We start from the raw sequence: 13,873 nt of genomic DNA, 5'->3' as shown, positions 1-13,873 counted from the left end.
AAACCCGGGCCCCCCCCCTCCCCTGCCGCCGGCCGGGGGGGCCGCCCCCGCCGGGGGGGCCCCCACCACGGTAACCCACGGCTGGTTTCCCGAGTTGCGAACGGCCCGCAGCCGCCCTTGAAATATGCTGGCGCTCGGACTCGGTCATCTCACCGACCACGCTCACCAGCATGTTGTGAGAAGGGGTTGTGCGAATCGGACGTCGACGCCGTCGACGTCCGGTGGGTGGTCCCGAAGGCGCCGATCTCGAACAGCCGCACATGCTGTAGCCCCCAGCCGGGCGATCCCAACGGCAACCATCGAGCACCGCACCACGGCGTGTCCCGCTCTGCGAAACCCGGTGCTGGCCTGAGACGAGGTCGCGCGGGGAGAGTCACGTCATGAAGATCGGCGCACAGATTGCGGTCACCTCGCACACCATCGACGCGGTCACCTTGGCTCGCGAGCTCGAGGAGCGGGGTTTCGAGTCGTACTGGGCTCCCGAGCACACGGTGGTGCCCAAGCATCCCGGGATCCCGTTCCCCATGACCGGGGGCGAGATCCCGGACGTCTACCACCAGATGGCCGACCCCTTCGTCGTGCTCAGCATGATGGCCGCGGTCACCACCAGGCTCCGCGTCGCGACCGGTGTGTGCCTGGTGCCGGAGCATCCGCCGCTCAGCCTGGCCAAGACCGCCTCGACGCTGGACGCGTTCAGCGGTGGCCGCTTCATCTTCGGCCTGGGTACCGGCTGGCTGACCGAGGTCACCGCCCTCCACAATCCCGCCGCGGCCAAGAAACCCTGGGGCTACACGATCGACTCGGTCAAGGCGATGAAGGAGCTTTGGGCGAACGAGACCGCCTCCTACCAGGGCGAACTGGTCTCCTTTCCCGAGATGATCTGCGACCCGCGGCCGGCGCAGCGGCCGCATCCCCCCGTCATCGTGGGTGCCCAGCCCACTCCGGTGGCCATGCGCCGGATCGCCGCGTGGGCCGACGGCTGGCTCGCGACCGGTCTCACACCGGATCAGGTCGGAGCTGCCAGGAAGGCTCTCGACGAAGAGTGCGACCGGATCGGCCGGGATCCCGCCGGGATCTCCATCACCGTCGGCGTCCGGGACCCCAGCGAGGAGATCCGAGACGCTTACGAGAACGCGGGGGCAGAGCGCCTCATGGTCCTGCTGTACAACCACCCCGGCACGCGAATCCCCCTCGAGGACTGGCCGGCCGTCGGCGCCGCGACCCTGGCGGCTCCGCCGCCGACCCCCGCCGAGACGCTGCGGGCGCTCGACGCGGTTCAGCAGATGGCCGGGCTGTGACCGGCACGACCGCTGACCAGCAGACCCGCCTGCAGCGTGCGCTGTGGGAGAAGAGGGCCGAGGCTCTCGGACTCCCCATAGCGGTGCCGCCGTGCCCGTTCGACGACGACGCCCTGCACGAGCTGCACCGGGACGGGCGAGCGGTGGCCTACCTCCCCGCCGAGCTGAGCTCGCACATCACTCGGCACCGGTTCAGCACCCTCTTCCCGGACATGGGCTCGTACGCCGTGCCTCCGGTCAACGGCTTCGTGAACACCGCCGACATCTGGGGCTGGTTCGACTACGAGGCAGCCATCGACGCGCCGCTCGTCGACCTGACGGAGGAACAGGTCCACGACGCCTTGGCCGGCTCCGGTCGCGCGTTGCTCACGCTCGACCAGTACATCGTGGCCAGCCAGGACCAGTTTTCGCTGACCGGGCACCATTTGGACGAACGCCGAAGCTGGATACGTCTCGCGACGTCGTACGACGGCCGGACGGTCGCGGCCCGGTTCGACGGCCCCGAGCCGGAAGAGGGACGTGAGGACGAGCCTCCGATGCCTGGAGCGCTTCTCGTCGGGTACGACCTCATGGCCACCGACCACGGTCGGATGCTCGGCGTCCGCACGCGTTCGGCGCACCCGTCGCCCCAGACGGAGTGGAACCAGCTCTGGTCGAAGACCGTCGAGGCCTACATCGCGGCAGGGTTCCCTGACCGTCTCGGCATGAGCGCGTCCGTCTATGCGTCCTCGCTACCGGTCATCACCGCCCAGCCGCCGGAGTATCGCGGACAGCTCGACATCCCGTTGGTGATCGAACCGCGGATTCCCTGGCGTGAGCAGGCGGAAATGCTCGGTGTCCGGGTCTCGAACCACTCCCGCCGGTTCGCGTTCGAGCCGGTGGACCCGTCGCCGCGGGTCCCCTATATCGGCTGGTTCAACGCCTGGAACGCGCGATTCGAGGGCCCCATCAGCTCGATCGACGCCCGGGCGGCACTTGCCGAGCACGAGTGCGGGGCCACCCCGGCCGAACTGCTCGCGATGAACGCGGCGCTGCCCGACCTCGCGCGGACCACGCGGTTCTTCGAAGCCATCGGCGTCGTGAAGACAACCCCGACCAGCGACGACATCACCAACAGGAGCGCCGACCGCTGCCTGTGCCTCTACAGCTGGCGCGGTGGTCCCGAGATCGGCGCCAACCAGCACCCGATTTCGTACCCGATGTTCCGCCCGCTGATCCGCGGTCGCCGGGTGAGCCAGCGATGAGTGTGACCGATCAAGACGCCGAAACGGTCGATGCCGCGATCGAGGCGCTTCTCCTCACCAATCCGGTCGCGACAACCGAGCCGCGCGATTTTCTGGCCGCCCAGTTCGACGCGGGCCTGGCCTGGGTTGACTTCCCGAAGGGCAACGGAGGGCTCGGACTCCCCCGCGAACTGCGAGACCGCGTCTTCAAACGGCTCGAGCAAGCCGGCGCACCTGATGGGCGCGCGGCCAACCGGCTGGCCTACTCGATGGCCGCGCCGACGCTCCTCGCGTGGGGAACGCGGGAGCAGCACGAGCGCCACCTCCGGCCGATCTTCCTGGGCGAGGAGCGATGGTGCCAGCTCTTCTCCGAACCCGGCGCGGGTTCGGACCTGGCGGCGATCGGCACCCGCGCGGTCCGGGTCGATGACGGGTGGCTCGTGAACGGCCAGAAGGTCTGGACCTCCATGGCGAACGTGTCCCAGGTCGGGATGCTGCTCGCGCGCACCGATCCCGAGGTGCCCAAGCACCGGGGGCTGACCTATTTCGCGCTCGACCTGTCCACCCCCGGCGTGGAAGTCCGCCCGCTACGCCAAATGACCGGCGAGGCCGAGTTCTACGAGGTCTACCTGACCGACGTGCACATCCCGGACAGCGCGCGAATAGGGCAGGTGTCGGAGGGCTGGAAGGTCGCGATGGCCACGCTGATGAACGAGCGGACCATGTTCGGTACCAAGAGCATGGACCTCGGCCCGGCGGAGATCGCCTTGCAGTTGTACCGCGAACGTGGCGAGCGAGTGCGGCACCTGCGTCCACGGGTAATCGACGCGTGGATACAGGCGCGGCTTCTGGTTTCCTTCGCCAGCCGCCGCGTGCACAATCCGGGATCCTCACCGGGCCCGGAAAACTCGATCAGCAAGATCGGTTTCGCCTTGCTCAACCAGCGGGGATACGAGCTGTGTCTCGATCTCATCGGCGACGAAAGCCTGCTCTACGAGTCCTACGCGATGCGTGAGTACAGCCTCGACGCCCCCGAGCCGGACGTACGGACCCGGTTCCTGCGCTCGCGGGCGAATTCCATCGAGGGCGGGACGACCGAGATCATGCGCACCATCCTCGCCGAGCGGGTACTCGGCCTGCCGGCCGAGCCGCGCGTGGACAAGGACGTGCCCTATTCGCGTATCCCACGCGGCTGAACCCACCACATCAAAGGGAGCTCATGCCCACCGAACACGAGGAGCTACGCCAAACCGTTCGTCTTTTCCTGCAGCGGCAGTCTCCAGAGCCGGAAGTCCGCCGCCTGATGGACGACCGGGCGGGATACGACGCACCGGTGTGGGCGCGGATGGCGGAGGAGATCGGTTTGCAGGGACTGGCGATACCGGAGGATTTCGGCGGTAGCGGCTTCGGATATCCCGAACTCGGCATCGTGTTCGAGGAGCTGGGCCGGGCGCTGCTGCCATCCCCGTTCTTCACCACCGTCGCGCTGGCCGCCAACGCGCTGCTCGAGTCCGGCGACCGCGAGGCCATGCTGGACTACCTGCCCGGAATAGCGAGTGGCGAGACGATCGCGACCGTCGCGTTCAGCGAGGACAGCGGCGGCTGGGATCTCGACGCCGTGCACGCCCGAGCATCGCGATCGGGGGAAACCTGGCACCTCAACGGGGTCAAGCGCTATGTCCTCGACGCGCATGTCGCGGACGTGGTCCTGATCGCGGCTCGTACCGACGCCGGCATCTCCTTGTTCGCGGTCGAGCGGGACGCGCCGGGGATGTCCATCGAGGTGGAGGCGTCGCTGGACCAAACCCGCAAGCTGGCCCGGATCACGCTCGACCAGCCGGCCGCGCGGTTGATCGGCACCGAGGGGGACGCTGGGCACGGGTTGCGCCGCACCTTGCGGCTCGGGGCGGTCGCGCTCGCCGCCGAGCAGCTCGGCGGAGCCGAGCGGATGCTGGAAATGACCGTCGAGTACGCCAAGCAGCGCTACCAGTTCGGCCGCCAGATCGGCTCGTTCCAGGCGGTCAAACACAAGCTGGCCGACATGCTCGTCGAGGTCGAACTCGCCCGCTGCGCGGTCACCGACGCGATCCGGTCGATCGCGGACGACACCGAGGAGATCGAACTCAATGCCAGTGTCGCGAAGGCCACCTGCTCCGACGCGTACTTCGCGGTCGCGGCCGGTGCGCTCCAGCTTCACGGCGGCATCGGCTTCACCTGGGAGCATCCGGCGCACCTGTACTTCAAGCGCGCGACGAGCGACCGGTTCCTCCTGGGAACACCGGACTTCCACCGCGACCTCGTCGGCGCCGCATTGGGCATCTGACGCGGGCGTCTACCGGAAGCCCTCGGCCCGAAAGGGACCGTCCCGCCAGTCGAGGGCATGCCGGAGGCCGCCTTCACGAATCTTCTCCGCGAACGTGCGGGCGCCCGGACGCAGTGAGCCACTCAACGCGTGCCACGACCACGACTGGTCGAAATGCGTGCGCATGCCCTGGATCTCGTAAGCCTGGTTCACCGAGTGCTTGTTGGCCGCGAGCAGCGCCGGCGCGATCGACGAGATCGCCCGCAACTCGCGCATCGTTTCCGCTTCGAGTTCCGCGGCCGGGAATGCCTTGGCGATCCAGCCGATCCGCGCCGCCTCCGCACCGGTGACCGAGTTTCCGGTCAGTTGCAGATACTTGGCTTGCGCCATCGTCATCTTCCACGGAAAGAACGGGATGTCCGGTGTCGTCATGCCGCGAGTCGGCGGGTAGCCGATCTGGGCGTCCTCGGCTGCGAAGACGATGTCGCACAACGACATGAGCTCCGTACCACCCGCCAGGCAGTGCCCGTGCACCATCGCCACCACCGGCTTGAGCAGGTTCCACACGTTCATCCAGTCGCGCACGCAGCTGCGCGCCCACTGGTCGGTCCATCCGTTGAACTCGTCCGCGGCGACCCACTGTTCCGGATAGTTCCCGTCATCCCGATAATATTTCGCGTCGTGATCGGGAGCGTCGTCGGTCTGCTTGCGCGGCGCGGTGGACAGGTCATAGCCGGCGCTGAACGACGGCCCGTTGGCCTTGATCAGCACCACCGAGACGTCGTCGTCCCGCTCGGCGCTCCGTAAAGCGGTGATGATCTCGCGGCGCATCCGGAAACTCAGGCTGTTTCTCCGCTCCGGCTTGTCGAGGACGATCGTCGCCACCCGATCGGATACCGAATACAGGATCTCCGCGAAGGGATCGTCGTCGCTTCGTTCTTGGGCGTCGGTCATTGCTCGCTCCTCGCTCAACGCACCATACGGTCGGCGTAAACCTGCCGCAGTTCGGTCTTGAGTACTTTCCCGGTGGGGTTTCTGGGGAGCGGTTCGGTGTCGATGAAGATGGCACTCGGGATCTTGTACGGCGCCAGCAGGCCCGCCGCGTAGGCGCGCAGCTCTTCCTCGGTGACACCGGCGTCGGGCCGCGTGTGCACGACCGCAACCACCTCCTCCCCCCAGAGTTCGTGCGGCACACCGAAAACGGCTGCATCCCACACCGAGGGATGTCCGTGCAGCACGTTCTCGACCTCACTGCAGTACACGTTTTCCCCCGCGCGGATCACCACGTCCTTGAGCCGGTCCACGATCTGGATGAACCCGTCCTCGTCCCGCCGGACGATGTCGCCCGAGTGGAACCATCCTCCGTCCGAAAAGGACTCCGTGGTGCGGTTCCAATAGCCGCGCGCGACGGTGGGTCCCTTGAACCAGGCCTCCCCCAGTTCGCCCGCGCCGACGTCGGCGCCGTCCTCGCCCACGATCCGGACTTCGGACGTCGGGTACGGCAGTCCGACCGCCAGCGGCCGGGCGAAGAAGTCGTGTGAGCTGATGCCGATCATGCCACCGGTCGTCTCGGTGAGCCCGTACCCGGTGCTGACCGCGACCCGGCCGTCGAACAGGGTCTTGATGCGCTCGATCTGCGAGGCCGGGGTCGGCGCCCCGCCCATGCCGATCAGGCGAAGCGACGGCAAGGTGGAACCGTCGGCCTCCACGGTGTCCAGCAATTGGCGGATCACCGTGGGCACCCCGGAGAAACCGTCCACGTCCAGGCCGTCGATGATTTCGATGGCGCGTCGCGCGTCCCATTTGTACATGAAGACGAGATGCCGGCCGGATATCGCGGCGAGGTAGAGCTTCGGCAGGTTGGCGACGTGGAACAGCGGCCCGGGCACCAGAGCCGCCGGCGCCTCGGGCGGAGCCGCCGCCGGCTCACCCCGCCACGCGTCCAGCTCCGCGTCGATCGCGCCCTGGACGAGGAGGTTGTACAGATTGGCCACATGGGCCCGGTGCGTGGTGATCGCGCCCTTGGGACGGCCGGTGGTGCCCGACGTGTACATGATCGTGCAGTCGTCGTCGGCATCGAGCGAAACAGCGCTGAGATCAAGGCCTTCCGGCACGTCAGCCAGCAGCTGCTGCCACTCGACGTCGCCCCGGACGACCTCGCCCGGCCGGACCTCGACGACGGTCTCGAGGCCGGGCAGGTCCGCTCGTATTCCCTGCACGAGCTCCACTCGTTCACGGTCGCCGATGAAAACCTTGGCGTCACAGTCCGCCAGCGCGTACCCCAGTTCGCGACCGGACCACCACGAGTTCAAGGGAACGCACACGGCGCCCACACTGACCGCGGCCGCGAAAACGAACGGCCACTCGGGGTAGTTGCGCATGGCCAGCGCCACGCGATCTCCCTTGCGCACACCGAAACGTTCGACCAGCGCCCGGCCGAAGCGGGCCACGATCGCCAGGTACTCGTCCCAGGTGTGGGTTTCGCCCTCGAAGGTGATCGCGGGTTTCCGGTGCCATTGAGCACCCTTGGCGTACACGTCACGCAGCGTTCCGGGTGCGTTCGCGTAGATCCGGCACCGCCGGCCCAGCACCTCGGCGACCCTGATCTCGAACGGCGTGCCCGGGGCCGTGAGATCGGCCGTGACCCGTTGCCGCACCAGGGTTTCGTCGCCGATGCCGGCATACCGGTGACGGTCCCCCACGGCGCGGCTTTCGCCAGTGATCATGTCGCTCCTCGTTGAACGTCAAGCGCCGCCGCGTTGCCGGCGGCGCGAGCACCCCGTGATCACGATGCCCGACGACCCCGTGGAGCGCCCAGGGTTGCTTCCCGTAGCGCGGAACGCTCAGGCGGCGCCGGGCGCGTCGGCCTCCTTCCGGTCGCCGAGGTAGCTCGCTTCGATCAGTTCGGCATCGCGCTGGAGCTCGGCGGCGGGCCCCTCCGCGACGATCCGGCCCTGCGCCATGACATAGCCGCGATCGGCGATCTTCAAGGCCGCCAGGACATGCTGCTCGACCAGCAGCACGCCCATCCCGCGCTGATCGGCGATCGTCCGCACCATCGGGAGCAACCGTTCGACGATCACCGGCGCGAGGCCGAGGCTCATCTCGTCCAGCATGATCACCTGGGGATCGGCGATGAGGGCGCCCGCGAGCGCGAGCATCTGCTGCTCGCCGCCCGAGAGCAACCCCGCCCGGCGATTGAGGAGGTTCTTCAGCACCGGGAAGTGGCCGAGCACCTCGCCGATCCCCACGGACGATTGGCGATGCCGTCGCAACCGCAGGTTCTCCGCCACCGTGAGCCGGTAGAACAGGCCACGTCCCTCGGGCACCAGGCTCAGCCCGCGGCGAGCCACCACATGTGGCTGCGCCGACGTGACCTCCTTTCCCGCCACGCGCACCGTGCCGGACAGTTTCGGCAGGGCACCGGCGATCGTCGACAGCGACGTGGTCTTCCCCGCACCGTTGGGGCCGAGCAGGCAGACGACCTCGCCGGGTTCCACGGAAATGGTGAGATCACGGACAATCGGCACCCGCCCGTAGCCGCAGCTGAGGTTCGAGGTCTCGATCAACGGACTCATGACACCATCCCTCGTACCGGCTTGGCTTCCTCGTCGGCGTTCTCGTCGTCGTCGGGTGTCCGGTGCTCGGAGCCGAGATAGGACTCCAGCACGCGCGGGTCGCGACGCACCTCGTCCGGTGTCCCGACGGCGATCTGCTTGCCGAACTCGATGACGTAGACCCGGTCACACACACCCATGACCAGGTGCATGTCGTGGTCGATGAGCAGGCAACCGACGCCCGTCGCCGCGATCTGCTTCAGGTGCGCGCCGAAGGCGACACTTTCGGTGCTGTTGAGGCCCGCGGCCGGCTCGTCGAGCAGCAGGACCTTGGGCCGCATCGCCAGGGACCTGGCGATGCCGAGCGCTTTCTGCCGTCCCAATGGCAGCTCGCCGGGTTTGCGGTCGCGCACGTCCTCCAAGGACATCAGCGTGAGCGCGTCCTCGACCGCCGGGGAGACCGCCGGATTCGGGAAAATACAGTCGCGCAGCAGCTTCGCGACATCGTTGCCGACGTCGTCGGCGACCCGGACATTACCCGCGACCGTCAGGTCGTCGAAGAGTTCACCGGCCTGCCAGGTGCGGACCAGACCGTGCCGCGCTCGGCTGAACGCCGGGCTGCCCGTCAGCCGCCGCTCGCCGAGGTGAACCTCGCCGGTGCTCCTCGTGAAGCCGGTCAATGCGTCGACGAAACTCGTCTTGCCCGCGCCATTGGGTCCGATGAGGCCGACGATTTCGCCCGCCCGCACCTCGATACCGAGCTGATCGACGGCGCGGACACCGCCGTAGTCGACCGTGACGCCTTCCGTGCGCAACACGATCTCACCGATCTCTCGCGCAACGGATTCCGGCGGATCGGGTATTTCGGCAACGGGCGCAGCTAATGGAGTGGCGGCCGCCGCGCGGGATCGCCGCCGCGCCAGGAACCTGTCGAAATCGGCCCGGGTCTTTCCGGCGATACCGACCGGGTTGAACAAGACGGTCAGAATCAGCGAGGCACCGGTCAGCAGCGGGTAATAGCTGCCGAGGTGCAGATTGCTGTCGAAGAACACATACACGATCCCGAGTGCGGCCGAGGCTCCCGCGATCAACGCGCCGCTGGCACTCGTGATGCCCGCGAGGTAGCCCGTGGCCAGAAAGCTCAACCCGACGAAGACACCGAACGAGTCCGCGGACAACTGCCCGCGGCTGTATCCGATCAATGCGCCACCGAGGCCGGCGAGAAACGACGACACCGCGAAGGCCGAAAGCTTGATCCCCGCGACGCGGATACCGATCGACGCGGCCGCTCGTTCGTTGGACCGCACGGCGAGCATCTTCCGTCCGGTGCCGCCGCGCATCAGGTTCGCGATCAGCACGAACGCGATGGCCACGGTCACGAGCACCATCAGTCCGAACGGGATCCGGGCGATGTCCTGCCCAGCCCGCACCGACAGGTTCAACCCGAAGAGCTTGGGATCGGGAATGGCATTCACGGTTCCGGAGACGAGCTGGGGATTGGCGAACACGAAGTCCTGGAGCGTCAGGGCCGCCGCCAGGGTGACCACCGCGAGCTGCGCGCCACGGATGCGCAGTGCGGGCAGGCCCACGAGCACACCCGCCACCGCGGCGACCAGCGCGGCCAGGATCATCGAGAACGGGAACGGTATACCAGTGCCCACTTTGGACACCACCAGCCCCGCCACCCCGGCGAAAGCCGCCTGCGCCAGCGAGATCTGCCCGACCATACCGGTGAGCACCACCAGGGACAGCGCGATCAGCGACACCGCGAGGCTCGTGATCGCGCCGAACCGGTAGGTCCCCGAAGTCAGCAGCAGCACCAGGACCCCGGCCGCGCACAGCACGGCGATCACGGCCGGGCGGTTCTTCGGCAGGATCACCGGTGGCAGCCCGGACCGGACGTCGTCCCCCCGGGTGGGAATCGCCCGTCCGAGCAGGAACAGCGCGATCACGATGACGATGAACGGCACCGTTTCGACGACGCCCTGCTTGGCCCATTCGGGCCACCAGGATTTCGTCTGCGACAAGAACTGCAGCTCTGCCGTGACGATACCCAGCGCGAGTGAACCGGCCAGCGCCACCCAGAGGGAGCTCATGCGCGCGATGAGCGCACCGGCCAGCGCCGGTACGACCATCAGCGACATCGTCGACGGGTCAAGGGGTCCGGTGGCCGGACCCGCGAGGATCATCACGAGCGCCGTGAACACCGAGGCGAGGACCCACGTGACCAGACCGAGCGTGGCCGGTGACAGCCGCGCGAACGACGCCGCCTGCTCGTTCTCCGCCGACGCCTGGATGGCCAGGCCGGTCCGCGACCTCTTGAACCAGACCGCCAGCCCGGCGCCGAGCACGATGACGATGCCGATCAGCCACAGGCGGTCGGCCGCGACGAACACACCCCCGATCTCCAGTGAACCCTCGGGAAGCACGGTGGTCCGCAACCGTGGCTCGGTTCCGTACGTCAGCCCCACGGCGGCCTGCAGGGTCAGCATGATGCCGACCGCGGCGGCGACCTTCGCCAAGGGTGGCGCCGTCCGCAGTGGTCTCGAGATCGCGACCTCGATGAGGACCGCCAGCAGTGCGGCGACGGCCAGTGCGATGAGCACCGACGCCCAGATCGGCGGGGTCCCGACGTCGAACGAGGGCAGCCAGGGAATCGGCAGCGTCAGCTTGCCCTGCTGGAGGTCGTCGAAGACGTACAGCGGGACCGCCGCCATCGCCGCGGCCGCGAAGTTGATGACACCGGTGCCCTGGTAGGTGACCACGATGCCCAGGGTCAGGGCGGCATACACCGCCCCGGCCCCCAGTCCCAGCACGACGAACAGGAGATACTGGCTCACAGCTCAGGCCTTTCGGTGCGTCCGCGGCTCTCAGCCGGCCGGCCGGACGGACGAAATGTCCACGGGCTGGTTCGGCAGCGGGACGAGTTTCTTGTCGGAGTTCGGCGTCGCGTAGATCCCGCCGGTCGCACAGGCGGTCGTGCCCGGCCACGTGGGCGTCGAGCAGTCGTAGCCGGCGGTCCGGAAGATCTCCCGCTCACCCTTGACCTTGCCCATGCCGTCCCGGACGGTCTTGGCGGTCAGCTGGTCACCCGGGATCTGCCGCAGCGAGTCGGCCGCGAGAACCGCGGCGTAGAAGCCTTGCTGCGCCTGCGCCTGACTGACCACATTGGACGCGTCTTTTTTCATGTACCTGTTGAAGATGTCCATGTCCTGCTGCACGGCAGGCGGGAAGGACGCGAAATCGGTCTGATAGACCGGGGCGTTGAAGTTGACGTTCTTGAGCACGCTCGTGCTGAGCTTGCCGATGATTTCGGTGTTCGCACCGGCGTCGATCTGGCCGCTGAAGCCGCCCGAGCGCAGCGCCGACACGGCGGCGAGCGCGGCGGTTCCATCCGACCACAAGGTGACCGCGTCGGGCTTGGCGGCCATGACCGTCGCCGCCTCCGTGGTCCACTCGACCTGCTTCGGATAGTAGAACACCTTCGTCTGGACGCCGATCTTCTGCGCGGCGGGCGCGATGATGGTGTCGTACGACTGGTGTGACGCCGCGGCGTCGACCATCACGACGGCGAGCGTTTTGGCGCCCAATGCCTTCTGCTGCACGACATCCGCCGCGTAGCCCTCTTGCGCGGAGTAGTTCATGAAGTACGCGTCACCGACCGCCGAGTTCATGCCGGGGGTCAGCGGGAAGCCGCCGAACTCGACGATTCCCGCCGACTTGAGCACCGGCAGCATGGCGTCGGCACCGAAGTCCGCGCCCTGGACCGCCATCACCACGTTCTTCTGCACGAACTGGTTCGCGCAGTTCACCGAGGACTCCGGGGTGCCGTCGGTCTTGCAGTCGACCATCTGCATCGGGTGGCTGTTGATACCACCCAGATCGGAGTTGACGTAGTCGATGCCCGCCTGGAATCCCTGCCGGTAGTCGGGCAGGGAGATCGAGCCGCCTTCGAGATTGTGGAAACCGACCAGCACCGGGCTGGCGGTGGCCGAGGCCGGCTTGAGCGGGGCCTGCGGAGGCTCCGCGGTCCCACTCGAGCCGGATGATGTGCCATTCCCACAGGCCGCGGCCGCGGCGAGTACGAGAAGGCCGGCCGTCATGAGACCGGCGGCTTTGGAGGTCCTCACGGTGTCACCTTTCGGTTTCCTGGAAGTCGAATTGGCCGTGTCCGGAATGCGTACTGTGTGGACGGACGGCGGTGGAGTTGGCGGCAACCCTGACACATGGCATCGGCGTACCGCACTGGCGAAATCAGAATTTAATAGAACGAGATTTGAAAATTTCGGTCGCGAACCGGGCGCTCCGGGCGCCATGTGGGCACGCAGCCGGCTGAGCATGGCTGTCCATGTCGCGCCACCTCCATGGCCTGAAGCGCCGTCTCTCTGGATCGACGTACGATACATCAGATATTGCTTGTCTGGTACTGTCGATTCCGCCGCTACCGAGTCGTCCGGTTGTGACGTCGAGGTCGTCGACGTCGCGCACCGTGAGCACACAATCCCCTCGTATGAGCGCCATCACCTACACCGCCGTCCCGTCAGGCAGAACCCGGAGACCGAGCAGGGCTTCGCGGGCCGGGACCGACCATCGGAGCACCATGATGAACGAGCATTCGACAACCCCGGTCCCGCTGCTCGACGGTCTCAACTTCGCGGAGAGCCCGCGCTGGCATGACGGCCGGCTGTGGTTCTCCGACATCTTCGCGCAGCGCGTCATGGCCGTGGACGAAACCGGCCGCGCGGAAACGATCATCGCGTTCGAGGGCGACGAGCGGCCGTGCGGCCTCGGCTTTCTCCCCGACGGCAGGCTCCTCGTGGTCGACATGACCTACCCGGCCGTGCTGCGGCTCGACGGTCCCGGAGACATCAAGGTCCACGCCGATCTGGCCGCGCTGGCCGTCGGCGGGCTGAACGACATGCTCGTCGACGATCAGGGACGGGCGTACGTCGGCTCGATGGGCACCCATGGCGCGCGCGAGCCGCGCCCGCTCGACGGCGACGGCAACATCATTCTCGTCGAGCCGGACGGAAGCGCGCGGATCGTCGCCGAGGGGCTGGACGCGCCGAACGGTCCTTGCCTGATCGACGACGGCTCGCGGTATGTGGTCGCCGAGTTCCCGGCGGCGAGGCTGACCTCTTTCGACCGGGCCGAGGACGGCTCGCTGCACAACCAGCGGCTCTGGGCCGACCTGTCCCCCGGCAGCGCCGACGGTATCGCGGCCGACTCGGCCGGTGGCATCTGGACCGCGTCGCCACGCGAGTTCCAGTGCCGCCGGGTGCTCGAGGGTGGCGAGGTCACCGACACGGTCACCGTCGGGGACAAGATGCCGCTGGCCTGCGCGATCGGCGGCGACGACGGCGGAACGCTGTTCATCCTCAGTGCCGTCGGTGGCGAAGCCCGGATCATCGACCGCACCTGCACATCCGTTATCGAAACGGTGCGGGTGCGTTAAACAAGAGGAACGACTTCCCCGGCCCGCTCGACCGCGGG

Annotated in this window: 10 protein-coding genes; 5 read left to right on the top strand and 5 right to left on the bottom strand. The window is 67.7% G+C overall.

What is annotated here, in order from left to right:
- The first annotated feature begins 380 nt into the window (after window positions 1-380).
- Genes LOZ83_RS19265 through LOZ83_RS19250 form a run of 4 tightly spaced genes read left to right on the top strand, consistent with a single transcriptional unit; the run spans window position 381 to window position 4,844 of the window.
- Window positions 381-1,298, top strand: coding sequence for a TIGR03619 family F420-dependent LLM class oxidoreductase (locus LOZ83_RS19265; protein ID WP_236792234.1), 918 nt, complete (start codon window positions 381-383; stop codon window positions 1,296-1,298).
- Window positions 1,295-2,542 carry a hypothetical protein gene (locus tag LOZ83_RS19260; protein ID WP_236792233.1) on the top strand — a complete coding sequence of 416 codons (1,248 nt, stop codon included), beginning with the start codon at window positions 1,295-1,297 and terminating at the stop codon, window positions 2,540-2,542. Before LOZ83_RS19265 ends, LOZ83_RS19260 begins: the two co-directional genes overlap by 4 nt.
- Window positions 2,539-3,717, top strand: coding sequence for an acyl-CoA dehydrogenase family protein (locus LOZ83_RS19255; RefSeq protein ID WP_236792232.1), 1,179 nt, complete (start codon window positions 2,539-2,541; stop codon window positions 3,715-3,717). Before LOZ83_RS19260 ends, LOZ83_RS19255 begins: the two co-directional genes overlap by 4 nt.
- A gap of 23 nt (window positions 3,718-3,740) precedes the next feature.
- Complete coding sequence (locus LOZ83_RS19250; protein WP_236792231.1) at window positions 3,741-4,844, top strand: acyl-CoA dehydrogenase family protein; 1,104 nt, start codon at window positions 3,741-3,743, stop codon at window positions 4,842-4,844.
- A 9-nt stretch (window positions 4,845-4,853) separates the two neighbouring features.
- On the opposite strand, the gene LOZ83_RS19245 is transcribed toward LOZ83_RS19250, so the two are convergent.
- From LOZ83_RS19245 to LOZ83_RS19225, 5 genes are all read right to left on the bottom strand, one after another.
- Window positions 4,854-5,777 (bottom strand): enoyl-CoA hydratase-related protein, encoded by a 924-nt coding sequence (locus tag LOZ83_RS19245; RefSeq protein WP_236792230.1) that lies wholly within the window; start codon window positions 5,775-5,777, stop codon window positions 4,854-4,856.
- A gap of 14 nt (window positions 5,778-5,791) precedes the next feature.
- Complete coding sequence (locus LOZ83_RS19240; RefSeq protein WP_236792229.1) at window positions 5,792-7,549, bottom strand: class I adenylate-forming enzyme family protein; 1,758 nt, start codon at window positions 7,547-7,549, stop codon at window positions 5,792-5,794.
- Window positions 7,550-7,666: 117 nt separating this feature from the next.
- The gene (locus LOZ83_RS19235; protein ID WP_236792228.1) at window positions 7,667-8,401 is read right to left on the bottom strand and encodes an ABC transporter ATP-binding protein; all 735 of its coding nucleotides are present in this window, start codon (window positions 8,399-8,401) and stop codon (window positions 7,667-7,669) included.
- Complete coding sequence (locus LOZ83_RS19230; RefSeq protein WP_236792227.1) at window positions 8,398-11,220, bottom strand: branched-chain amino acid ABC transporter permease/ATP-binding protein; 2,823 nt, start codon at window positions 11,218-11,220, stop codon at window positions 8,398-8,400. The genes LOZ83_RS19235 and LOZ83_RS19230 overlap by 4 nt, the downstream gene beginning before the upstream one ends.
- A gap of 30 nt (window positions 11,221-11,250) precedes the next feature.
- Window positions 11,251-12,510 carry an ABC transporter substrate-binding protein gene (locus LOZ83_RS19225; RefSeq protein ID WP_236792226.1) on the bottom strand — a complete coding sequence of 420 codons (1,260 nt, stop codon included), beginning with the start codon at window positions 12,508-12,510 and terminating at the stop codon, window positions 11,251-11,253.
- 473 nt (window positions 12,511-12,983) lie between these two features.
- Here LOZ83_RS19225 and LOZ83_RS19220 point away from each other — a divergent pair, with 473 nt between their 5' ends.
- Window positions 12,984-13,835: an SMP-30/gluconolactonase/LRE family protein gene (locus tag LOZ83_RS19220; protein WP_236792225.1), complete on the top strand. Its 852-nt coding sequence runs from the start codon at window positions 12,984-12,986 to the stop codon at window positions 13,833-13,835.
- The last annotated feature ends 38 nt before the right edge of the window (window positions 13,836-13,873 follow it).

Source organism: Amycolatopsis sp. GM8 (assembly GCF_021653975.1).
Lineage (GTDB): Bacteria > Actinomycetota > Actinomycetes > Mycobacteriales > Pseudonocardiaceae > Amycolatopsis_E.
Note: the sequence above shows the minus strand (reverse complement) of the source record. Positions and strands in the feature narration are given on the sequence as shown.